Source organism: Mycobacterium sp., assembly GCF_032159565.1.
Taxonomy (GTDB): domain Bacteria; phylum Actinomycetota; class Actinomycetes; order Mycobacteriales; family Mycobacteriaceae; genus Mycobacterium.
This window is the reverse complement of sequence record NZ_JAVHWR010000103.1, coordinates 38,798-60,946: the sequence shown is the minus strand read 5'-3', so window position 1 is coordinate 60,946 and position 22,149 is coordinate 38,798. Positions and strand designations below refer to the sequence as shown.

The following is a 22,149-nucleotide window of genomic DNA, read 5'->3' as shown; positions in this document are numbered from 1 at the left end:
GTTCGTTGCGTTCGGTCTTGCTCGCGATGGTGAGCGCCTTCGACAGTTCGTCGGTGGCCACCGACGCGACCGAGTAGTACACGTCGTCGCCGTACTCAGGGAAGAGCGGGTAGTCGGCGACCGGCTTGGCGGCCGCGTCGGCGAGTTCCTGCTGGGCGGCGCACAACGTCGCGATGAACGGCTTGGCAGCTTCGAGGCCCTCGGCCACGACGGCCTCGGTCGGGGCGCCGGCTCCGCCGGCGATCAGCTCGATCACCTTGTCGGTGGCTTCGGCCTCGACCATCATGATCGCGACGTCGTCGGCTGTCTTGCGACCGGCGACGACCATGTCGAATACCGCGCCCTCGAGTTGCTCGACGGTCGGGAATGCCACCCAGGTGCCGTCGATAAGCGCGACGCGCACACCGCCGACGGGACCGGAGAACGGCAGGCCCGAAATCTGGGTCGACGCCGACGCGGCGTTGATGGCCAGCACGTCGTAGAGATCCTTGGGGTCAAGGCTCATCACGGTGACGACGACCTGGATCTCGTTGCGCAGGCCGGAGACGAACGTCGGGCGCAGCGGCCGGTCGATCAAGCGGCAGGTGAGAATCGCGTCCGTCGACGGACGGCCTTCCCTGCGGAAGAACGAGCCGGGAATGCGCCCGGCGGCGTACATGCGTTCCTCGACGTCGATCGTCAGAGGGAAGAAGTCGAAATGTTCTTTGGGGGTCTTGCTGGCGGTGGTCGCCGACAGCAGCATCGTTTCGTCGTCAAGGTAGGCGACGACGGAGCCCGCGGCTTGCTTGGCAAGGCGGCCGGTCTCGAATCGGATGGTGCGCTTGCCGAAGCTTCCGTTGTCGATGACGGCGGTCGATTCGAAGACGCCGTCCTCAAGTTCTGCAACAGACATGTGTGTCCGTAAGGCCTCTCTGGGTCTCTGTTCAGCTGTTTCGCGTCGTCACGCTCAATACGTCGAGCAGCCTGTCAGACCACGGGCCTTGATACGGCTACGGCCGTCGATCGAAGCGGCCGGAGGCTCAACCCAATTTCTTGGGGCTCCCGGCCGCCACTACCGAAGACCGCCCGATCAGGCGGGGTCCGCCAGGGACGCGCAGGAGCGGTGCACGCGAACTGCGAGAACCGCACCGAGTTGTTCGTGCCGCCCAATTGGATGTCGCCGCCTAAGCGGCTCCAACGGCTGACGAACGCATTCATGTTACACCGCAGCAATGCTGCGGCCGACATCGTGGACTGCGTCAGCGACGCAGCCCAAGGCGCTCGATCAAGGAACGGTAGCGCGCCACGTCCACCTGGGCGACGTACTTGAGCAGGCGGCGGCGCCGACCGACCAGCAGCAGCAGTCCGCGTCGCGAGTGGTGATCGTGCTTGTGCACCTTGAGGTGTTCGGTCAGGTCCGCGATGCGCTTGGTCAGCAGCGCGACCTGCGCCTCCGGTGAACCGGTGTCGCTGTCATGCAGGCCATAGGAGCCCAGGATGTCTTTTTTCTGTTCGGCGGTGAGCGCCACGAAACAATCTCCATCAATCGGTCCGCGAGGGTTAGGGCTCGAAGGCCCTGTAAGGCGCGGCCGCCGCGAACTGCAGCACACGCTTGGTCGGCGTGAAGTTTAGCAGCGGACCTGGTGCGGCATCGAATCGTGGCCGCGGCCGAGCCGCGAATACGTCACTTGGCGGCCAGGATGGTGCGGGCCTTCTCCGTGTCGCGGCTCATCGCCGTGATGAGGTCGTCCACCGAGTCGAACCGCTCCTGGCCGCGGATGCGGGCGACGAAGTCCACCCCGACGTGCTGTCCGTACAGGTCGGCCTCGGTGTCGAGGACGAACGCCTCGACCGTGCGGGTCCGCCCGGAGAACGTCGGATTCGTGCCAACCGAAACCGCCGCCTGATACCGCTCACCTGGCATGACGGTACCCATGACGGGTCCGTGGCCCAGCACGGTGAACCATGTGGCATACACGCCGTCGGCGGGGATGGCCGAGAACATCGGCGGCGCGACGTTGGCGGTCGGGTAGCCCAGCACCTTGCCGCGGCCGTCGCCGCGGACCACCACCCCCTCGACCCGGTGCGGCCGGCCCAGCGCCTCGGCCGCCGCGACGACGTCGCCGGCGTCCACGCAGGACCTGATGTATGTGGACGAGAAGGTGACGGTTTCATCCCTGTTGTGCTCGGCGACCAGGGACATCGCCTCCACCGCGAACCCGAACCGCTCGCCTGCCTTGCGCAGCATGTCAACGTTGCCTGCGGCCTTCTTGCCGAAGGTGAAGTTCTCGCCGACCACCACCTCGACGGCGTGCAGGTGCTCGACCAGCAGCTCGTGAACGTAGCGCTCAGGCGTCAGCTTCATGAAGTCCGAGGTGAACGGCATGACGAGGAAGACGTCGATGCCCAACTCCTCGACCAGCTCGGCGCGGCGGGTCAAGGTGGTCAGCTGCGCGGGATGGCTACCAGGGAAAACGACCTCCATCGGATGCGGGTCGAACGTCATCAACACCGTCGGCACACCGCGGGACCGGCCCGCCTTGACCGCATGGTTGATCAGCTCGGCGTGTCCGCGGTGAACCCCGTCGAACACGCCGATGGTGATGACGCATCGCCCCCAGTCCGTGGGGATCTCGTCCTGACCCCGCCAGCGCTGCACAGCGCCAAGCCTACGGCGCGCCGACGGGCCGGGATGCCTCACATCCCCAGATCAAATGACCATTGCCTAAACTTTGTCATTGTGAACCCGAACGGTAACCCCCGCGACCTCACCACGGTCGCGCAGGATTACCTCAAGGTCATCTGGACCGAGCAGGAATGGTCGCTGAAAAAGGTGAGCACGAAATTGCTCGCCGAGCGGATCGGTGTGTCGGCCAGCACGGCGTCGGAGTCCATCCGCAAGCTCGCCGACCAGGGCCTGGTGAACCACGAGAAATATGGCGCGGTGACGCTGACGGACGCCGGCCGGAAGGCCGCGCTGGCGATGGTGCGCAGGCACCGGCTGATGGAGACCTTCCTGGTTCGCATGCTCGGCTACAGCTGGGACGAGGTGCATGACGAGGCCGAGGTGCTCGAGCACGCCGTCTCCGACCGGATGCTGGACCGCATCGACGCCAAGCTCGGTTACCCGAAGCGCGACCCGCACGGGGATCCGATCCCGGCCGCCGACGGCCACGTGCCGACGCCGGATGCGCGGCAGCTGTCGGTCTGCGAGGACGGCCAAACCGGGACCGTGGCGCGGATATCCGACGCCGACCCCGAAATGCTGCGGTATTTCGACAGCGTCGGAATCACCTTGGATTCCCGGCTGATGGTGCTGGCTCGGCGCGACTTCGCGGGGATGATCTCGGTCGCGATCAAGTCGGCCGACGCCAAGGAGAACGACCCGGGCACCACTGTGGATCTGGGCAGTCCGGCCGCCGAGGCGATCTGGGTGGTCGGCTAGCGAACTCGACCCCGAGCCAGCGAGGCGAGGGCGGCCAACGCGGCCAGGATGATCGACGCACCGAAGACCACCGTCAGCCCGTGATGGAACGGGCCCGAGATGAGGCTCGGGAAGAAGTCGCGGCCGGTGATGGCCGCCCGCCTGTCCGGCGGCAGTTGCGTCAGCACGCCGCTCGGCGCCAGCAGGTGCTCGAGTGGGTTGACGCCAAGCACCGCGGCGAACAGCGTCGACACCGGCGGCAACTCCGACACCTGCGCAGCGACGTCATGCGGCACACCGTGGCCCTGTAGCCCACCGCTCAGCGCGCCGGGCAGGCTGCCCGCCAGGCCGACGATCATCAGCGAGAAGAACACGCCGATCGACAGCGCCGTACCGCTGTTCTGGAACGTCGCCCGCATCCCCGACACCACGCCGCGCTCGCTCGGCAGCACGCTGCCCATGATGGCCGAGGTGTTGGGCGCGGCGAACATGCCGCTGCCGATTCCGTTGAGCGCGATCAGCATCGCGAACGCCCAGTACGGGAAGTTGATCGGCAGCAGCATCAGGCCGACGAAGCTCAGCCCGAACAACAGCATGCCTGCCGAGGCGATCCCGCGGGCACCGAGCCGGTCCGACAGCGCGCCCGCCGCCGGGCCCGCGACCAGGAATCCGGCCGTCAAAGGAAGCATGAAGATACCCGCCCACAGCGGGGTGTCGGCGTAGTCGTACCCGTGCAGCGGCAGCCAGATGCCCTGCAGCCAGATGATGAGCATGAACTGCAGCCCGCCCTGCGCCAGCGCCGCTGCGAATGTCGCGGCGTTGCCTGCGCTGAACGCCCGAATCTTGAACAGGCTCAACCGGATCATCGGCTCGGCGACCCGGGACTCGATGATGACGAACCCGATCAGCAGAACGACGCCCAGTGCCAGCGTTCCCACGACGAACGGGCTGTGCCAGCCCGTGCTGTGGCCGCCGTGCGGCTGGATGCCGGTGGTGATGGCGATGAGCACCGCGGACAGCCCGAACGCAAACGTGATGTTGCCCCACCAATCGATGCGGCCACGGTTGCGCTCGCCGTTGTCGCGCAGGCGTCGATAGGCCCATATCGTGCCGAACACCCCGACGGGCACGTTCACCCAGAACACCGCCCGCCAATCCCACGCGGCGAGCAGGCCACCCGCCACCAGCCCGATGAACTGCCCGGCCAGCGCGGCGACCTGGTTGAAGCCGAGCGCAAAGCCGCGCCGGTCGGGTGGGAACGCGTCGGTGAGAATCGCCGCGGAGTTCGCGGTCAGCATCGATCCCCCGACCGCCTGCAGCAGGCGCCAGCCGATCAGCCATTGGGCTGCGGCCGAGCCGTCAAAGGGGTCGAATGACAACAGGATCGACGCGACGGTGAAAACGGTGAAGCCCGCGTTGTAGACCCTGACCCGGCCGTACATGTCGCCGATGCGGCCGAGTGTGACGACCAGCACGGACTGGACCAGCCGGTAGCCCATGATCATCCACAGCAGGTAGGTGATGTTGGCCGGTGCCAGTGGATCCAGGTGGATGCCGCGGAAGATCGCGGGCAGCGAGATGATGACGATCGACCCGTCGAGTGCGGACATGAAGACGGCCGCGGTGGTATTGGTCAGCGCGACCCAGCGGTAGTTGTCGCGGGTCGGGGTTTCTTGTTCGTCGACGGTCATCTACAGGTGGTACGCCAGTCGTTCGATCAGAGGTGCCGTGGCTGCGAGTTGCTCGAGTTCGGCTTCGGTGAAATCGGCCAGGCCCGCGGTGAGTTGTTCGACGCGGGCGTCGCGCCTGCGGTTGAGCTCGTTGCGGCCTGCGGTGCTGATGGACAACAGGATTCGCCGCCCGTCGCCGGGATCGGGTTGGCGCTTGACCAGGCCGCGGGTTTCCAGCTCGGCCAGCGTGGCGCCCATCGACTGCGGGCTGATCTGCTCCTGTCTGGCGAGGTCGGCCGCGGCCGCCGGTCCGCCACGGTCCAGACGGCCGAGCGCTGCGGTTTCCGGGAAGGTCAGCTCACCGGTGACCGGCGTCTGACGCAGCCGGCGGCGTAGCAGCCCGACGCACAAGAGCAGGGCCCTCGCCACGGCTTCAGTCTGGCGGTCGACGGGCATATCATCAGGCTAGGCTTATCAGTTTGAGCTGACAAATGCCCTCGGGGCGGATCCCGGGCCTTGGGGCGATCAAATGCTCACAACGTCGCGGGACGCAGAACCACCACAGACTTTGCCTTCGCGGCTTCATCTCGCAGCAACGAAATGACATGTCCGTCGGAATCCCTCGCTGCATACACGCCGTCGATGCCGGCGGGGTGCAACGCCCGGCCGTGACGGGCGGACTCGGCTTCGTCGGCGGTCAGGTCGCGACGCGGGAAGGCCAGCAGGCAGGCCTCGTCGAGCGAGTAGCTCAGCGCCGGCTTCTCGGCCAACTCGTCGAGGGCGCGCGCCTCGTCGAGCCCGAAGCGGCCGACGCGGGTTCGGCGCAACGCTGTGAGATGCCCGCCGACCTTCAGCGCGGCGCCGACATCGCGCGCCAGCGCCCGGATGTAGGTGCCACTCGAGCAATCCACCTCGACGTCGACGTCGATCAGGTCAGCCGACCGCCGCACGTCGCACACCTCGAAGCGGTCGATCCGCACCGGCCTGGCGGCCAGTTCGACGGTCTGGCCTTCGCGGGCGAGTTGGTAGGCGCGCTTGCCGCCGACCTTGATCGCGCTGACGGCCGACGGGATCTGCGCGATGTCGCCACGCAGCGCGTCGATCGCGGCTTCGATGTCGGTGTCGGTCACGTTCGCGGCCGAAACCGTCTGCAGCACTTCGCCGTCGGCGTCCTCGGTGGTGGTCGTCTGACCCAGCCGAATCGTTGCGGCATAGGACTTGTCGGTCGCGGTCAACAGGCCGAGGATCTTGGTGGCGCGCTCGATGCCGACAACCAGCACACCGGTGGCCATCGGGTCCAATGTGCCCGCATGCCCGACCTTGCGGGTGGAGAAGATGCGCCTGCACCGGGAAACCACATCGTGGCTCGTCATGCCGGCGGGCTTGTCGATCACCACCAGGCCGGGACCTTGATTGCTCCTCGCGTGCGCGGGACTTTGATTGCTCCTCGCGTGCGCGGAATCTTTCACAGGACGATCGCCGTCAGCGCCAGCCCGTTGCGCACAGACCAGCGGCCCCGCAGCGTGCTCAGCGGCGGACCGGACAGAGCGGCCGGGTCGATCAGGATGCGCGATTCGAAGCCACCCGCGGTCGCGCCTTCGTCGACGTCGAACACGATGTGGGCGTCCTCGAAGCCGAGCCAGCGCCGGGTGACCGGAAACCACGCCTTGTACGTCGCCTCCTTGGCGCAGAACAGGATTCGATCCCAGTGCAGGCCCTCCGGAAGAGCGCTGATCTCGGACCGCTCGGCCGGCAGGCTGATCGCGTCGAGCACACCGTGGGGCAGCACATCGTGGGGTTCGGCATCGATGCCGACCGACCGCACCTTGTCGTGTCTGCCGACGGCCGCCCCGCGATAGCCGTCGCAGTGCGTGAGGCTGCCGACCACGCCGTCCGGCCAGCACGGTTCGCCCTTCTCCCCCTTGAGGATCGGCACCGGCGGCACGCCGAGTTCCTCCAGCGCCTGCCGAGCGCAGTAACGGACGGTGACGAATTCGTTGCGGCGCTTGGCCACCGACTTTGCGATCAGCGGCTCCTCCTCGGGCAGCGGCGCCAAATCCGGTGGATCGCTGTATAACTCGGCGGCGGCCACGCTCACTTCACCCTGTTGTGCTCCTCGCGTGCGCGGCAGCACGCCGGAAAGCAGTGGCGCGACGGTCATCTCGAGCGCGTCGCCTGCCGGTTCTTGATGCGCTCCTGGACCTTCTGCGCGTTCGTCCGCATCTCCTGCGTGATCTCGAAGTGCCCGCCGAACTCGTTGAGATACCCGGACGGATACTCCGGATCGGGCAGCACCTGACGCATCCAGCGATACGGCTTGCGGCGCCGCCATTCCCGCGGGTAGCCGACCGATACCTCTTCGAACCGCACGCCGTCGTACCACGTGGTCCGGGGAATGTGCAGGTGCCCGTACACCGAACAGATCGCGTTGTAGCGGGTGTGCCAGTCAGCGGTCGCCGTGGTGCCGCACCACAGCGAGAACTCCGGATAGAAGAGCGCGTCGCACGGCTCACGCACCAACGGGAAGTGGTTCACCAGGACTGTCGGCGTCACCCAGTCGAGGTCCTCCAGGCGCTTGCGGGTGGCCTCCACCCGGTCGCGGCACCATGCGTCCTTCGTCGCGTACGGCTCGTTGGACAGCACGAACTCGTCGGTGGCCACCACGTTGTTCTCCCTGGCGATGGCGAGGCCCTCGGCCTTCGTGGCCGCGCCTTCGGGCAGGAATGTGTAGTCGTAGAGCAGGAACATCGGCACGATCGTGGCCGGGCCGCCCTGATCGGTCCACACCGGAAATGGATGCTCGGGGGTGATCACGCCCATCTCGTCGCACATGTTGACCAGGTAGTCGTAGCGCGCCCGGCCGAACACCTGCATCGGGTCCTTGGTGGTGGTCCACAGTTCGTGGTTGCCCGGCACCCAGATGACCTTGGCGAACCGCTTGCGCAGCAGGTCGAGCGCCCAGCGGATCTCGTCGGTGCGCTCGGCGACGTCACCTGCGACGATCAGCCAGTCGTCTGGCGATGACGGGTGCAGCGACTCGGTGACCGGCTTGTTGCCGGTGTGACCCGTGTGCAGGTCGCTGATCGCCCAGAGTGTCGCCACAACCGACCAGCGTACTTAAGCGAAGCGGTGACGCCCGCCGCGCAACTAGAACATGTTCTCGTTTCCGGTCCGGCGCCGTTGTGGCGACTTGTATAGTCCCCGCAGGGCCCGACAATGCGCGAGGGGGTGTTATGGCCACCAAGATCCGTCTGCTCGCGGCGTTGGGCGCGCTGTTGACGGCGGTGATTCTGGTCATGCAGAGCGGACCGCTGACGGTGCCTGCGCCCGGACCGGTCGAGCTGCGCTCGACCGCAGTGCCGCTGCCGATGGCGACCACGACCATCAAGTGGCCGGTGATCGACACCGTCGACCCCGATCCGTTCGACCCGTGCCGCGACATTCCGTTAGACGTCGTGGCGCGTATCGGTCTCGCGTTCACCCCTCCGGAGCCGGAGAACAGCCTGCGCTGTCACTACGACGCCGGGAACTATCAAGTGGCGGTCGAGGCTTTCGTCTGGCGCACCTACGAGGAGAGCCTGCCGCCCGACGCCGTCGAACTCGACATCGACGGTCACCGCGCGGCCCAGTTCTGGGTGATGAAGCCGACCGACTGGAACAACCGGTGGTGGATCACCTGTGCGATCGCGTTCAAGACCGACTTCGGGCTGATTCAGCAGTCGCTGTTCTACGCGCCGACCTACACCGCCGACGACGTCGACTGCATGCAGACCAACCTGCAGCGCGCGCACGAACTGGTGCCGTACTACAAGTTCAAGGGCGACCCGACCACCGAGTGATCGTGTCCGTCGGGCCGGAGCGCTCGAGCTCGGCTCCCGTTCGCTCGATGGCGACCCGGCGCCTGCGTAGCGTGGTTCCAGTGACCAACGCCAGGAATCTCGTCGGTCGCACCCTTGGCCGCCTACTGGGCCTGCCGCCGCACACCACCGATTACGAGGTGGCTCACCGCGTGCGCGTGCCGATGAGAGATGGCGTGGATTTGGTCGCCGACCACTACCGCCCCCTGACGTCGAATCCGGCGGGCACCCTTCTGGTTCGCACGCCCTACGGCCGCGGGTATCCCGTTTCGACGCTGTTCGGCGGCGTCCACGCGTCCCGCGGCTACCACGTCGTCGTGCAGAGCGTTCGCGGCACGTTCGGCTCCGGCGGAGACTTCAACCCGTTCATGCACGAGGTCACCGACGGCGCCGACACCGCCGCGTGGCTGCGCGACCAGCCGTGGTTCACCGGATCGTTCGGCACCATCGGCGCGTCCTACCTCGGCTTCACACAGTGGGCACTGCTGACCGAACCGCCGCCGGAGATGGCGGCCGCGGTGATCATCGTCGGCCCGCACGACATCAGCGGACCGCGTTGGGGCACCGGTTCGTTCGGGCTCAACGATTTCCTCGGGTGGAGCGACTCAGTCTCCCACCAGGAGGATCCCGGCCGGATCCGGAACATCGTGCGCATGGTCAGGTCCCGGCGGCTGCTGGCACAGGCGACGGCGGGCCTCCCGGTCGGCGAGGCGGCCCGCGCGCTGCTCGGCGAGGGCGCGCCCTGGTTCGAGTCCTGGATCGAGCATTCGGAGCACGACCACCCGTTCTGGGAGCCGGTCCAACTGCAGGCCGCGCTGGAGCGATCCGAAGTCCCCGTTCTGTTGCTCACCGGGTGGCAGGACCTGTTCATCGAGCAGACGCTGGAGCAGTACGCCCAATTGCGCAGGCGAGGCGTACCGGTGGCGATGACCATCGGATCGTGGACCCACTCGCACATGCTGACCACGGGTGCGCCGACCGTGCTGCGCGAGTCGCTGGCGTGGCTCGACACTCATCTGGCGGGTAACCGCGGCGCCGAGCGCAGCCCCGTGCGCGTCCACGTCAACCACGACGACTGGCTCGGCCTAGAGGTCTGGCCACCCCCGATGCCCGAGCAGGTGCGCTACCTCCAGCCCGGCGGCCGCCTCGGCGACGCGATGCCACCCGACACCGCACCCGCGTCCACCTTCACCTACGACCCCGCCGACCCGACGCCGACGATCGGGGGGCGGCTGCTCTCCCCCGTCGGGGGGTACCGCAATGACGGCCGACTCGCCGAGCGCACCGACGTGCTGACCTTCACCGGGGACGCGCTGCCGCACGACGTCTACGTCGTCGGGAACCCGGTCCTCGAGCTCTCGCGCTCCTGCGACAACCCGCACAACGATTTGTTCGTTCGCGTCAGCGAGGTCGACGCCAAGGGAAGGTCCAGCAATGTCAGCGACGGATACCGCCGCGAGACAACATCTTTGGGAACTGTGACCGTCGAACTCGACCCCGTCGCGCACCGATTCCGCGCCGGCTCACGGATCCGGGTGCTGGTCGCGGGTGGCTCGCACCCGCGCTTCGCGCGCAACCTCGGCACCGACGACCCACCGGCCACCGGGAGGCGGCTGCGGCCTGCCACGCACACCGTTCACCTCGGAGACGGCGCGTCGCGGCTGCGACTGCCCGCGGGCGCCCTGCCGTCAAGCCACTGATTCGCGTACGCGCGCCGCGACGTCGCGCAGAGTTGCGTCGTCGTGCACCGGCGTGGCCCACATCGGGTTGACCGGCAGCCGCACCCAGCTGGTGCAGCCCGCATATTCCGGCGCGCGCCGCAGGCGTTCCGGCTCTACCAGCGGGCTGACCTGAACCACCAGCACGGTCAACCGGTGTTTCGGCCGGAAGTCCAGCCGATCCGCCCGCACCGACTCGGCGGTCCAAATATGCAGTGATGCAATGTCTTCCAGCCCCTCGGGCCGGGTGACCTCGACGGCGGCGACCACTTTAGCGCCTGCCCGCAGCACGAGCTCCGCCTCGCTGCTGTCGGCGGCCGCAGGTGCCAGCAGTTGCCGATACTCGGGCCGTACCCGCTGCGCGTGGCTGTGGGCGACCGTCGGAAAGAACAGGAAGTGCGGCGAGTCGACGGTGAACCGCTTCTCGTGGATTCCGCCCTTGCGCAACAGCACGGTCTGGCGGCCCTCGAGCATCGCGTGCACGGCCGCGCTCCATTCCTTGAGCGCGGGTTGGGTCAGCGTTTTCGCGGTCACCCGGTGCCGGCGGCCTTGGCCGCTATGCGGGCCCGTACCTCCGGGCGCCGCAACGGCGGGACGGTCTTGGGTGGCTGCCTGCGCGTCGGTAGCGCCGCGAGCAGTCGAGTGGTGACCGCGGTAACCTCGCCGACCGCTGTCTCGAATGCCTCGGCGTTGGCTGCCGTCGGCCGCGTCACGCCGCTCACCTTGCGGATGTACTGCCGCGCGGCGGCCTCGATCTCCTCGGCGGTCGCGGCCGGTTCCAGGCCGCGGAGCTCGGTGATGTTTCGGCACATTCGTCCAGGATAGGTTCAGGCCATGACTTCCGACGATGTGCTGCTGATCGACACCACGGACCGGGTCCGCACCCTGACGCTGAACCGCCCGCGATCGCGCAACGCGCTGTCATCTGCGCTGCGTAGACAGTTCTACGCCGCGCTGCGCGATGCCGAGGCCGACGAGGCCGTCGACGTGGTCGTCCTGACCGGCGCCGACCCGGTGTTCTGCGCCGGCCTCGACCTCAAGGAGCTCGGAGACACCACCGAGCTGCCCGACATCTCGCCGAAGTGGCCGCCGATGGCGACGCCGGTGATCGGAGCCATCAACGGCGCAGCCGTCACCGGCGGGCTCGAGCTCGCGTTGTACTGCGACGTCCTGATCGCCTCAGAACAGGCCCGGTTCGCCGACACCCACGCCAGGGTCGGACTGCTGCCGACGTGGGGGCTGTCGGTGCGACTTCCCCAGAAGGTCGGCGTGGGCATGGCCCGCCGGATGAGCCTGACCGGTGACTACCTCTCGGCCGAGGAAGCGTTACGGGCCGGTTTGGTCACCGAGGTGGTGCCGCACGACCAGCTGATGCCGACGGCGCGGCGGACGGCCGCAGCGATCGTCGGCAACAACCAGAAGGCGGTCCGCGCGCTGCTGGCGTCCTACCACCGCATCGACGACGCACATACCAACGAAGGCCTGTGGATCGAGGCGGCGTCGGCGCGGCAATGGATGAGCACCGCCACCGGCGACGACATCGCCGCCAACCGCGCAGCCGTAATCCAGAGGGGCCGCACACACGTGCGCTGAACGCGCCTAGGCTGCCGATCATGAACAAAGCGCACGAGATGTGCGGCAGCGACGAGTGGCGAAAGGCGATGCGCCAGGTCATCCTGCCGTGGGCGCTGAAGGGCACCGACCTCGGCGACGAGGTGCTCGAGGTGGGGCCCGGCTACGGCGCCACCACCGACGTGCTCAGCAACGCGGTGCCGCGACTCACCTCGGTCGAGATCGACCGCGAGCTGGCTGCGATGCTGACCGATCGCTTCGCCGACGTCCCTTCCGTCGAGATCGTCAACGCGGACGCGACCTCGCTGTCCTACGACGACAACCGGTTCTCCGGCGCCGCGTGTTTCACCATGCTGCACCACGTTCCGACGAGCGAACTGCAGGATCGGCTGTTCGCCGAGATCGCTCGCGTGCTGCGGCCCGGCGCCGCGCTCGTCGCCGGCGACAGCCTCGGCAGCGAGGAACTCAAGGCCCACCACGAAGACGACACCTACAACCCCGTCGACCCGGCGACGCTGTGCGACCGGTTGTCGGCAGCCGGCTTCACCGACGTGGACGTGCGCACCAACGACTACGGCTGGGCCGTCATCGCGCGCATCGCCGGCTGACTCAAGGCTGGGGTTCGAACCCCATATCGACATGAACCACCTGTTCGATGCCCGGCTGGTCGGTGACGGGTTCGGCTGCGTTCGGTCCGAAGGTCGGGCTCAAATCGCCCTCGGGACTGGCGAACTGGACGTTGAAGCTCGGCATGACGGGCGCGCTGGTGATGTACAACACCTGGCACACACCGTCCTTCAGTCTCGACCGGAAGAACTGTCCGACGGCTACTTTGCGGGTGTCCGACAACGACGATCCCTCGGAAAGAATCACTGCGGACCCTCGGCGGACCGTCGCAAGCGTCGAGGCCCCGATGCATTGATCGGGATCCGACGTCTCGGTGAACGACCTGTGGACCAGCACTTCAACGGCAGTCCCAACGGTCGTAGTCTCCGCCTCCGCCTGTGGCGTCGGTAGCAGGGTCACCAATGCTGCAGCGGCGATGAGGGACACAAGCCTGTTCACCGGGCTGATCCTTCCCCGCGCCGCCGGCGACCACAACCTCATGCCTGCGGTGACGACATTCAAGCGGTGCCCGGCACCAGCCAACGCCCGGAGAACGCGCGCCAGCCGACGAAGAGCAGCCGCAGCACCATGAAGGTGCTCAGGCCGGACCAGATGCCGAGCAGACCCCAGCCGAAGATCAGCGACAGCCAGATCAACGGCAGGAAGCCCACGAGCGCGCTGACCAAGGTGGCATTGCGCATGAACTTCGCATCGCCGGCACCGAGCAGCACACCGTCGAGAGCGAAAACAATTCCGGCGACAGGCAATTGGGCCACCATGAACCACCACGGCACCCCGATGGCGCTCAGCACCGCGCTATCGTCGGTGAATACGCCCGGAAACACCGACGCACCGACGGCGAAGACACCGGCCAGCACCGCGGACGCGACGGCGGAGAAGATGGTCACCCGCCACGCCACCGACTTGGCATGTGCCAGGTCACCGGCACCGAGCGCCGCACCCACCAGCGACTGCGCCGCGATCGCCAGCGAATCCAGAACCAGCGCAAGGAAACTCCACAGTTGCAGCACAACCTGGTGGGCAGCGACGGCGGCGGCACCGAACCTGGCCGCGACGGCTCCGGCCGAGACGAAGCACGCTTGAAACGCCAGCGTCCGCAGCAACAGGTCACGGCCCATCACCACCTGGGCGCGCAGCACCCTCGGCTGGATCCGTAGCGGCACCCGTTCCACCAGGAGCGCGCGACAGAACAGCAGCGCCGCCAGCCACTGGCCGATCACGTTGGCCACCGCCGAACCGACCAGCTCGAGCCGCGGCAATCCCAACCAGCCGTACACCAGCAGCGGACACAGCACCCCCGACACTGCGAACCCGAAGACCACGTAGCGCAGCGGCCGGGCGGTGTCCTGCACGCCGCGCATCCACCCATTGCCTGCCGCCGAGATCAGGATGGCCGGTACACCGATGATCGCGATCCGCACCCACGGCAGCGCCGCCTCGGCGATGTCACCACCCGCGGCCAGCGCGGAGACCAGCGGCACCGCGGCGGCTTGAACCACCGCCACGATCAGCGTGCCCAGCCCGACCGCGAGCCAGGTCGCCTGTACTCCTTCGCCGACCGCCGTATCGCGGTCGCCCGCACCATAGAAGCGCGCCGAGCGGGCGGTGGTGCCGTAGGACAAGAACGTCATCTGCGAACTCAACGTGCTCAGGATCAGCCCGCCGATGGCGAGGCCGGCCAGGCTGAGCGCACCCAGTCGGCCGACGATCGCGAGGTCGAACAGCAGGTAGATGGGCTCTGCCGCCAGCACCCCGAGCGCGGGCAGCGCGAGCCCGGCGATGCGGCGGCCGGTGGCGGGCGCAACCGGAAAGTCGGCCTCCGGGTCAGCCAAGGCGCCGCTGACGTCCGTCAGCCAAGAGCAAGGTGGAGCGCCCGGACGACGTCGTCGACGGGTCCTGACGTCGAGTAGCCGGCGGCGTGCGGGTGCCCTCCGCCGCCGAACGCGCTGGCGATGGCGGCCAGATCGATCGACTTGGCGCGCATCGACACCGACCAGTGCCCCGGTTCGATCTCCTTGAAGACCGCGGCGACCTCCGCCTGCTCAGTGGTGCGCACGATGTCGACGATGCTTTCGACTTCCTCGGGCCGCGCATCGACCCACTCCTGGTGTCCGACAATGGCGTACACGAGGCCACCGCCTGCGGCGGCGTCGGGCAGCAGTTTTGCGGACGACAGCACGCGCGACAGCATCGGCAGCCACGCGAACGGATGGGTGTCCAGAAGTGTGCGGCTGATGCCTGCGTTGTCGACGCCCAACTCCACCAGCCGGGCGGCCAGCCGGTGTGCTCGTGCAGTGGCCCAGCGGAACGACCCGGTATCGGTGGTCAGCCCGGCGTACAGACAGTGCGCAACCCCGGCGTCGATCGGCTTGTTCCAGGCGTCGAGCAGGTCGGCAACCAGCATCGTGGTGGAGTCCGCGGACGGCTCGACGAAATTGGCGCTGCCGAACAGCTGATTGGACGCGTGGTGGTCGATCACCAGCACCTCGCGGCCGGGCTCCGCGAGCTGGCGTAGCGCGCCGAGCCGGTTCACGCTCGGAATGTCGACGGTGACCACCAGGTCGGCGTCGCGGCGCATGTCGTTCGGAGGGATGAGCAGATGACCGCCGGGCAGCGACTGAAGGGATTCGGGCAGCCTGTCTGGTGCCGCGAAGCTGACTTCGACGTCCTTGCCCGCATGATCAAGCACCAGCGCCAACGCCAATCCTGCGCCGACCGTGTCGGCGTCGGGAAAGACGTGGCAGACAACGCTGACCGAGGCCGCCGCATCGAGGAGTTCGGCCGCGCCATTGGCGTCGACGCGCTGACCCACCAAGTCTGCGTCGGTCTTCGGATCAATCGCGGTCAACGGTGTCCTCAGCGTCTAGCTCGTTCTCCGGCTCCCCGTCGATACCCTCCACCCGATCCTGACGATACGGGTCCTCGTCGCCCGCATGCTTGGCGCCCTGCCGAACTCTCGCCAAATCCTCATCTGCGGCGCGGGCGCGGGCCAGCAGCTCCTCCATGTGCGCGGAGGTCTCGGGCACCTTGTCGAGCACGAACGCCAGCGTCGGGGTGAACCGGACACCGGTGGCCGCGCCCACCCTGGTGCGCAACGTGCCTTTGGCGCGCTCCAGCGCCGCCGCGGCCCCCGCGTAGTCCGGTTCGTCCTGCAACGTCGCGCCGCGGACTGTGTAGTACACGGTGGCGTCGTGCAGGTCTCCCGTCACCTTCGTGTCCGTGACGGTCACGAAGGCCAACGGGGGATCCTTGATCTCGAACTCGATCGCGGTGGCGACGACGGTGGCGATGCGCTTGGAGAGCCGACGGGCCCGACCCACATCGACCATCTATGTGCGCTCCTTTTCGACGAGCTCGTACGTTTCGATGACGTCGCCTTCCTTGATGTCGGAATAGGTCAGCGTCAAACCGCACTCGTAGCCGTCGCGCACCTCGGTGACGTCGTCCTTCTCCCGGCGCAGTGACGACACGGTGAGTTGCTGATTGACCACGACGTTGTCGCGCAGCAGCCGTGCCTTCGAATTGCGGCGGATGACCCCGGAAGTGACCAGGCAGCCGGCGATGTTGCCGACCTTGGACGACCGGAAGATCGCGCGGATCTCCGCCCGGCCCAGCTCCTTCTCCTCGTAGATCGGCTTGAGCATGCCCTTGAGCGCGCTCTCGATCTCGTCGATGGCCTGGTAGATCACCGAGTAGTAGCGGATCTCGACGCCGTCACGGTTGGCCAGCTCGGTGGCCTTACCCTCGGCTCGAACGTTGAAGCCGATGATCACGGCGTCCGAGGCCGACGCCAGGTTGACGTTGGTCTCGGTGACGCCGCCGACGCCACGGTCGATGACGCGCAGTTCGACCTCGTCGTCGATCTGGATGCCCAGCAGGGCCTCCTCCAGCGCCTCCACGGTGCCTGCGTTGTCGCCCTTGAGGATCAGGTTCAGCTGGCTGGTTTCCTTCAACGCCGAATCCAGGTCCTCCAGGCTGATCCGCTTGCGGGTGCGGGCCGCCATCGCGTTGCGCTTGCGCGCGCTGCGGCGGTCGGCGATCTGACGCGCGATGCGGTCCTCGTCGACGACCAGGAGGTTGTCACCAGCGCCCGGCACCGACGTGAAACCGATGACCTGCACCGGCCGCGACGGGAACGCCGCCTCGACGTCCTCGCCGTGCTCGTCGACCATGCGACGGACCCGGCCGTAGGCGTCGCCCGCCACCACCGAGTCGCCGACCCGCAGCGTGCCGCGCGAAATGAGCACGGTCGCCACCGGTCCGCGACCGCGGTCCAGGTGCGCCTCGATGGCCACACCCTGGGCCTCCATGTCCGGGTTGGCCCGCAGGTCGAGGGCGGCGTCAGCGGTCAGCAGCACCGCCTCTTCCAGCGCCGCGATGTTGGTGCCCTGCTTCGCCGAGATGTCGACGAACATGGTGTCACCACCGAATTCCTCTGGCACCAAACCGTATTCGGTCAGCTGTCCGCGGATCTTCGACGGATCGGCACCCTCCTTGTCGATCTTGTTGACCGCAACCACGATCGGCACATCGGCCGCCTGCGCGTGGTTGATGGCCTCCACCGTCTGCGGCATGACGCCGTCGTCGGCGGCGACCACCAGGATCGCGATATCGGTGGCCTTGGCGCCGCGGGCACGCATGGCGGTGAACGCCTCGTGGCCCGGGGTGTCGATGAAGGTGATGAGCCGCTCGCCGCCATCGAAAGCGACGGCCACCTGGTAGGCGCCGATGTGCTGGGTGATGCCGCCCGCCTCTTCCTCGCGGACGTTGGCCTGGCGGATGGTGTCCAGCAGTCTGGTCTTGCCGTGGTCGACGTGACCCATGACGGTGACCACGGGCGGACGGAACTCGAGGTCATCCTCGCCGCCCTCATCCTCGCCATATGTGAGATCGAAGGACTGCAGCAGTTCGCGGTCCTCGTCCTCCGGGGACACGACCTGCACGACGTAGTTCATTTCGCCGCCGAGCAGTTCCAGCGTCTCGTCGCCGACCGACTGGGTGGCCGTGACCATTTCACCGAGGTTGAACAGCGCCTGCACCAGAGCAGCCGGGTTGGCGTCGATCTTCTCGGCGAAGTCGGACAGCGATGCGCCGCGGGCCAGCCGGACGGTCTCGCCGTTGCCGTGCGGCAACCGAACGCCGCCGACGACGGGCGCCTGCATGTTCTCGTATTCGGCGCGTTTCGCCCGCTTCGACTTGCGGCCGCGCTTGGGCGCACCACCGGGACGACCGAACGCACCCGCGGCACCGCCACGCTGGCCGGGACGGCCGCCGCCACCACCACCGGGGCGGCCGCGATAGCCGCCTCCAGCGGGTGCACCGCCGCCACCGCCAGCGCCACCGGGGCCGCCGGTGCGATAGTTACCGCCGCCGCCGGGGGGGCCACCGGGACGTCCGCCGCCACCACCGGGGCCGCGGCCGCCGGGAGCGGGCCGCGCGCCGCCGCCCGGGCGTGCCGGACGGCCTGTTGCGCCACCGGGACGGGGCGGCATGTTGCCTGGCGACGCGCCGGGACGTGGACCGCCGCCGGGCCTCGGAGCCCCGGGTCGCGGTGCTTGCGGCCGCGGAATCGCCCGCTCGACCGGCTGCGCCGAGGAGAACGGGTTGTTTCCGACGCGCGGCGTGCGCGGCGCGGGCTTGGGTCCCGGCGTTGCGGGCCGGGGACCGGGTGTCGGGCCCGGGCGTGCCGGTGCAGGAGCCGATGCGGCCGACGCCGCCGCAGCAGGCATAGCCGCTGCGGCAGGTGCCGCGGGCTCTGCGGGTGCGGGTGCCGGTGCCGGTTGCGCCGGGGCTGCGGGCGCTGCTGGAGCCGCCGGCTTGGCGACCGGCGCCTTGGCGGGCGCGGGTGCCGACGCGGCCGCCACCTTGGCCGGCGCACCGTTGCCGTCGGCCTTGACCTTATCCGCTGCGGACTTTGCTCCGCCGAGGGATTCGCGCAGCCGGCGCGCGACGGGGGCCTCCACGGTGGAGGATGCTGATTTGACGAATTCGCCCTGTTCACTCAGTCGGGCGAGTACTTCCTTGCTGGTTACACCGAGTTCCTTAGCCAACTCGTGTACGCGGGCCTTGCCTGCCACTTCTCTCCTGTCTTAGAGGCGACAGCGGTGGTAGGGCCGCGCCTCGGGTTTAGCTATGACGCATGGTCATCGTCTGGACTTCACGGTGTGCTCATGTTCTTCGCTGCCTGTTCTGTAGCCGGGAGCCGAGGCGCTTCGAGTGATTCGAAGTGCTCCAGCACCGCGGATGTTTCCGGTGAGCCGGTGATGCGCAACGCTCGAGCGAATGCTCGCCGCCGGATTGCTGCGTGCAAACACTGCTGGTCAGGGTGCAACCAAGCGCCCCGCCCAGGCAGGTTACCTCCTCGGTCAACGGTTACGGCGTAAACGCCATTCCCACTGTTGCGAGCAACCACCCGAAGCAGTCCGGCGGCCAGCTCTCGCTTTCGGCAGCCGACGCACGTCCGTACGGGTCCTTCCGTACTTCGATGCGGCGAAGCCGAAGTCTCGCGCTGGATCACGCCTGAGTCTACCGTCCCTCCCCCCGCGAAACGAAACGGCCGAATCCGCTATCTGTCGTGCACAGCGCCGTGCGTCGCGTCCGGTTTCGACGGGGTGTCCGCAGCGGCGGCGGCATCGCTTCGGATATCGATGCGCCAGCCGGTCAACCGGGCCGCGAGCCGGGCGTTCTGGCCCTCCTTGCCGATCGCCAGCGACAGCTGGAAGTCCGGTACCACCACCCGGGCCGCGCGGGCGGCCTCGTCGATCACCTGCACGGACACCACCTTGGCGGGCGAAAGAGCGTTGGCGACGAACTTGGCCGGGTCCTCGTCGTAGTCGATGATGTCGATCTTCTCCCCGGAGAGCTCGCTCATCACGTTGCGCACCCGCTGACCCATCGGCCCTATGCAGGCGCCCTTGGCGTTGAGCCCCGGCGCCCGTGAGGTCACCGCGATCTTGGACCGGTGGCCTGCCTCGCGGGCCACCGCGACGATCTCGACGGAGCCGTCGGCGATCTCGGGCACCTCCAGCGAGAACAGCTTGCGGACCAGGTTCGGGTGCGTGCGCGACAGCGTGATCAACGGTTCGCGGGCACCGCGGGAGACGCCGACGACGTAGCAACGCAGCCGGTCGCCGTGTTCGTAGCTCTCGCCGGGGACCTGCTCGGCGGATGGAATGACGCCCTCGGAACCCTTCGTCTCGCTTCCCATCCGGACGACGACGAGGCCGCGGGCGTTGGCGCGGCTGTCGCGCTGGATGACGCCGCCGACGATCTCGCCCTCGCGAGTGGAGAACTCGCCGTAGTTCTTCTCGTTCTCGGCGTCGCGCAGCCGCTGCAGGATGACCTGGCGCGCGGTGGTGGCCGCAATGCGGCCGAATCCCTCTGGGGTGTCGTCCCATTCGTTGAGGACGTTGCCGTCTTCGTCGGTTTCGCGCGCCAGCACCTGCACGACGCCGGTCTTGCGGTCGATCTCGATCCGAGCGTCGGCTTCGTGGCCCTCGGTATGGCGATATGCGGTGAGCAACGCGGACTTGATGGTCTCGACGACGACGTCGACCGAGATGCCCTTGTCGGACTCGATCGCGTGCAACGCGGCCATGTCGATATTCATGTTCCGCCCCCCTTCCCCGTTTGACCGGCCAGCTCGAGCTCCCGCCGGTCTGGAGGTGAAAACTCCACTTGGACAACGCCTTTGGTGATGCCACTGAGTGGCAGTTCGCGCACGGAGTAGCTCCCCCTTGCTCCTTCGCGCACCACCAGATCGACTGCGCCGTCCCGCGTTTCGCCGAGCCTGCCCGTCAGTTGCGACCCGTCGGACAGTGTCAGCTCGACCTTGCGGCCGCGCGCCCGCCGATAATGCTTCTCCTCGGTGAGCGGGCGGTCCACGCCCGGCGACGTCACCTCGAGGACATAGGGCGAATCGGATTTCGACGCGTCGGCGGAATCGAGTAGTTCGGATGCGGACCGGGACAGCCGGGCGATCGAGTCGAGGTCGAGGCCTTCGTCGCCGTCGGCTATCACCGTGATTCGTGGCGGACGAGCGCCGGTGTTGATGACGACGTCCTCGATTTCGTAACCTGCGCGCGCGAACTCGCCGTCGAGTAGCTCGATCACCTGCTGCTGCGAGGGCAATCTCGCAGACCGCAGCTGCGGATCCGATGCCACGGCGAGCTCCTCATGTTGAATTGTCCCGACGTGGCCAACGATACGCCAGTGCTCAGCAGGCGAACCGGATTCCCGCAGCCCTGCCCAGCGAATACACAGAGCCGTTTTCGGCAATGGCAGGATGGCATCCGTGCCGAGTGCCTCACCCGTCGTCAGCAGGCGGCGCATGCTGCTTGGGACGACCGCGCTGGCGGCGCTGGGCGTCACCGCCACGGCATGCGGCAAGCCACCGCCGCCGCCGGAGCTCGGGGACCTGACGACGCAACTGGATATGGCCCGCGCCGACAGCCAGCTGGCCAGCGACGCCGCCGCGACCGCCGAGCCGCCGCTGCGGCCCGCGCTGGCCGCTGTCTCGGCCGATCGGTCGAAGCACGCCGAGGCGCTGGCCGATGAGATCGCGCGTCTGACCGGCGAGGCCGCCACGTCGCCGTCGACCACGACGACCACCGCCGCGCAGGCGAAGGCGCCCACGACAAAGGACGTCGTGGACGCGCTGCGCACGTCCGCCGACAGCGCGGGCCGGCTGGCGGCCCAGATGTCCGGTTACCGGGCCGGGCTGCTCGGCTCGATCGCCGCATCGTGTACCGCGGCCTACACGGTGGCGCTCGCGTGACCTCTGCCGAACCGACCGGCCCTGCCAGGCCGCCTGACCCCGATGCGGCCGCGCTCTTCGACGCCGTGACCACCGAGCACGCCGTCATCTACGGCTACGGCCTGGTGTCGGCGCACTCGAGTCCCGACGAGAACGACTTGGTGGCGGCCGCGATGGCCGAGCACCGCGAGCGACGCGAGGCCGCGATCGAGGAGTTGAAGGGCCGTGGCGTTGACCCGCCGCTGCCCGCCGCCGGCTATCAGCTGCCGATGCAGCTGGACAACCCGACCGATGCGGCAAACCTCGCAGTGCGGATGGAAGAGGACACCGCGGTGGCGTGGCGGGCGGCGCTCGAACAGGCGACCAGCACCGAGGAGCGCACCTTCGCGGTCACGGCGCTGACGCGGGCCGCCGTGGCCGCCGCCCGTTGGAGCCGCGTGCTCGGCGTGCCGAGGCCGGTGGCCTTCCCCGGCGGCAGCGAGTAGTCACCTTCCCTGCGCGAGCAGACGCTAATGCCTGCGAAATGCCCGGTCGCGGCGTACTTAAG

Annotated in this window: 25 protein-coding genes; 7 read left to right on the top strand and 18 right to left on the bottom strand. The window is 68.1% G+C overall.

The window, feature by feature from the left end:
• From QOC76_RS12775 to QOC76_RS12765, 3 genes are all read right to left on the bottom strand, one after another.
• Positions 1–892 (bottom strand): polyribonucleotide nucleotidyltransferase (locus QOC76_RS12775; RefSeq protein WP_526357200.1); only part of this gene is annotated, 892 nt, incomplete at its 3' end.
• A gap of 346 nt (positions 893–1,238) precedes the next feature.
• Positions 1,239–1,508 carry a 30S ribosomal protein S15 gene (rpsO, locus tag QOC76_RS12770; RefSeq protein WP_526357199.1) on the bottom strand — a complete coding sequence of 90 codons (270 nt, stop codon included), beginning with the start codon at positions 1,506–1,508 and terminating at the stop codon, positions 1,239–1,241.
• Positions 1,509–1,663: 155 nt separating this feature from the next.
• Positions 1,664–2,638: a bifunctional riboflavin kinase/FAD synthetase gene (locus QOC76_RS12765; RefSeq protein WP_526357198.1), complete on the bottom strand. Its 975-nt coding sequence runs from the start codon at positions 2,636–2,638 to the stop codon at positions 1,664–1,666.
• An 81-nt stretch (positions 2,639–2,719) separates the two neighbouring features.
• Between QOC76_RS12765 and mntR the strand changes: the two genes are divergently transcribed.
• Positions 2,720–3,424 carry a manganese-binding transcriptional regulator MntR gene (gene mntR / locus QOC76_RS12760; RefSeq protein WP_526357197.1) on the top strand — a complete coding sequence of 235 codons (705 nt, stop codon included), beginning with the start codon at positions 2,720–2,722 and terminating at the stop codon, positions 3,422–3,424.
• On the opposite strand, the gene QOC76_RS12755 is transcribed toward mntR, so the two are convergent.
• The 5 genes from QOC76_RS12755 to pptH form a co-directional block, all read right to left on the bottom strand.
• Positions 3,421–5,094, bottom strand: a complete 1,674-nt coding sequence (locus tag QOC76_RS12755; RefSeq protein WP_526357196.1) for an MFS transporter — start codon at positions 5,092–5,094, stop codon at positions 3,421–3,423. The two genes, mntR and QOC76_RS12755, sit on opposite strands and share 4 nt — an antisense overlap.
• Positions 5,095–5,529, bottom strand: coding sequence for a MarR family winged helix-turn-helix transcriptional regulator (locus QOC76_RS12750; RefSeq protein ID WP_526357195.1), 435 nt, complete (start codon positions 5,527–5,529; stop codon positions 5,095–5,097).
• A gap of 77 nt (positions 5,530–5,606) precedes the next feature.
• Positions 5,607–6,473 (bottom strand): tRNA pseudouridine(55) synthase TruB, encoded by an 867-nt coding sequence (truB, locus tag QOC76_RS12745; protein ID WP_526357203.1) that lies wholly within the window; start codon positions 6,471–6,473, stop codon positions 5,607–5,609.
• Between the two features lie 65 nt (positions 6,474–6,538).
• Complete coding sequence (gene pptT / locus QOC76_RS12740) at positions 6,539–7,234, bottom strand: 4'-phosphopantetheinyl transferase PptT (RefSeq protein ID WP_526357194.1); 696 nt, start codon at positions 7,232–7,234, stop codon at positions 6,539–6,541.
• Positions 7,231–8,175 carry an ACP phosphodiesterase PptH gene (pptH, locus tag QOC76_RS12735; RefSeq protein WP_526357193.1) on the bottom strand — a complete coding sequence of 315 codons (945 nt, stop codon included), beginning with the start codon at positions 8,173–8,175 and terminating at the stop codon, positions 7,231–7,233. Before pptH ends, pptT begins: the two co-directional genes overlap by 4 nt.
• Before the next feature lie 131 nt (positions 8,176–8,306).
• On the opposite strand from pptH, the gene QOC76_RS12730 reads away from it, so the two are divergent.
• Positions 8,307–8,912, top strand: a complete 606-nt coding sequence (locus QOC76_RS12730; RefSeq protein ID WP_526357192.1) for a DUF3558 domain-containing protein — start codon at positions 8,307–8,309, stop codon at positions 8,910–8,912.
• A gap of 47 nt (positions 8,913–8,959) precedes the next feature.
• A complete protein-coding gene (locus QOC76_RS12725; protein ID WP_526357191.1) occupies positions 8,960–10,630 on the top strand; it encodes a CocE/NonD family hydrolase in 1,671 nt (556 codons plus the stop codon).
• Here the strand turns inward: QOC76_RS12725 and QOC76_RS12720 are convergent.
• Positions 10,619–11,167, bottom strand: coding sequence for a DUF1802 family protein (locus QOC76_RS12720; RefSeq protein ID WP_526357202.1), 549 nt, complete (start codon positions 11,165–11,167; stop codon positions 10,619–10,621). The two genes, QOC76_RS12725 and QOC76_RS12720, sit on opposite strands and share 12 nt — an antisense overlap.
• Positions 11,168–11,178: 11 nt before the next feature.
• The gene (locus QOC76_RS12715; RefSeq protein WP_526357190.1) at positions 11,179–11,460 is read right to left on the bottom strand and encodes a DUF2277 domain-containing protein; all 282 of its coding nucleotides are present in this window, start codon (positions 11,458–11,460) and stop codon (positions 11,179–11,181) included.
• Positions 11,461–11,482: 22 nt separating this feature from the next.
• Here QOC76_RS12715 and QOC76_RS12710 point away from each other — a divergent pair, with 22 nt between their 5' ends.
• Positions 11,483–12,241 (top strand): enoyl-CoA hydratase, encoded by a 759-nt coding sequence (locus tag QOC76_RS12710; protein WP_526357189.1) that lies wholly within the window; start codon positions 11,483–11,485, stop codon positions 12,239–12,241.
• A 20-nt stretch (positions 12,242–12,261) separates the two neighbouring features.
• A complete protein-coding gene (locus tag QOC76_RS12705; protein ID WP_526357188.1) occupies positions 12,262–12,828 on the top strand; it encodes a class I SAM-dependent methyltransferase in 567 nt (188 codons plus the stop codon).
• 1 nt (position 12,829) lies between these two features.
• Here QOC76_RS12705 and QOC76_RS12700 read toward each other — a convergent pair whose 3' ends face one another.
• From QOC76_RS12700 to rimP, 8 genes are all read right to left on the bottom strand, one after another.
• Positions 12,830–13,285, bottom strand: coding sequence for a hypothetical protein (locus QOC76_RS12700; protein WP_526357187.1), 456 nt, complete (start codon positions 13,283–13,285; stop codon positions 12,830–12,832).
• A 59-nt stretch (positions 13,286–13,344) separates the two neighbouring features.
• Positions 13,345–14,679 carry an MATE family efflux transporter gene (locus QOC76_RS12695; RefSeq protein WP_526357186.1) on the bottom strand — a complete coding sequence of 445 codons (1,335 nt, stop codon included), beginning with the start codon at positions 14,677–14,679 and terminating at the stop codon, positions 13,345–13,347.
• A gap of 17 nt (positions 14,680–14,696) precedes the next feature.
• Positions 14,697–15,695: a DHH family phosphoesterase gene (locus tag QOC76_RS12690; RefSeq protein WP_526357185.1), complete on the bottom strand. Its 999-nt coding sequence runs from the start codon at positions 15,693–15,695 to the stop codon at positions 14,697–14,699.
• Entirely contained in the window at positions 15,682–16,176 is a 495-nt protein-coding gene (gene rbfA, locus QOC76_RS12685; protein WP_526357184.1) for a 30S ribosome-binding factor RbfA, read from the bottom strand. Before rbfA ends, QOC76_RS12690 begins: the two co-directional genes overlap by 14 nt.
• Complete coding sequence (gene infB, locus QOC76_RS12680; RefSeq protein ID WP_526357183.1) at positions 16,177–18,924, bottom strand: translation initiation factor IF-2; 2,748 nt, start codon at positions 18,922–18,924, stop codon at positions 16,177–16,179. It abuts the gene before it with no gap.
• An 80-nt stretch (positions 18,925–19,004) separates the two neighbouring features.
• Complete coding sequence (locus QOC76_RS12675) at positions 19,005–19,259, bottom strand: DUF448 domain-containing protein (RefSeq protein ID WP_526357182.1); 255 nt, start codon at positions 19,257–19,259, stop codon at positions 19,005–19,007.
• A 153-nt stretch (positions 19,260–19,412) separates the two neighbouring features.
• Positions 19,413–20,456 carry a transcription termination factor NusA gene (gene nusA, locus QOC76_RS12670; RefSeq protein WP_526357181.1) on the bottom strand — a complete coding sequence of 348 codons (1,044 nt, stop codon included), beginning with the start codon at positions 20,454–20,456 and terminating at the stop codon, positions 19,413–19,415.
• A complete protein-coding gene (gene rimP, locus QOC76_RS12665; protein WP_526357180.1) occupies positions 20,453–21,010 on the bottom strand; it encodes a ribosome maturation factor RimP in 558 nt (185 codons plus the stop codon). The genes nusA and rimP overlap by 4 nt, the downstream gene beginning before the upstream one ends.
• 121 nt (positions 21,011–21,131) lie before the next feature.
• Between rimP and QOC76_RS12660 the strand changes: the two genes are divergently transcribed.
• Both QOC76_RS12660 and QOC76_RS12655 read left to right on the top strand, forming a co-directional pair.
• On the top strand, positions 21,132–21,623 hold the full coding sequence (locus QOC76_RS12660) for a hypothetical protein (protein WP_526357179.1): 492 nt from the start codon (positions 21,132–21,134) through the stop codon (positions 21,621–21,623).
• Entirely contained in the window at positions 21,620–22,087 is a 468-nt protein-coding gene (locus tag QOC76_RS12655) for a ferritin-like domain-containing protein (RefSeq protein WP_526357178.1), read from the top strand. Before QOC76_RS12660 ends, QOC76_RS12655 begins: the two co-directional genes overlap by 4 nt.
• Positions 22,088–22,149: the final 62 nt, after the last annotated feature.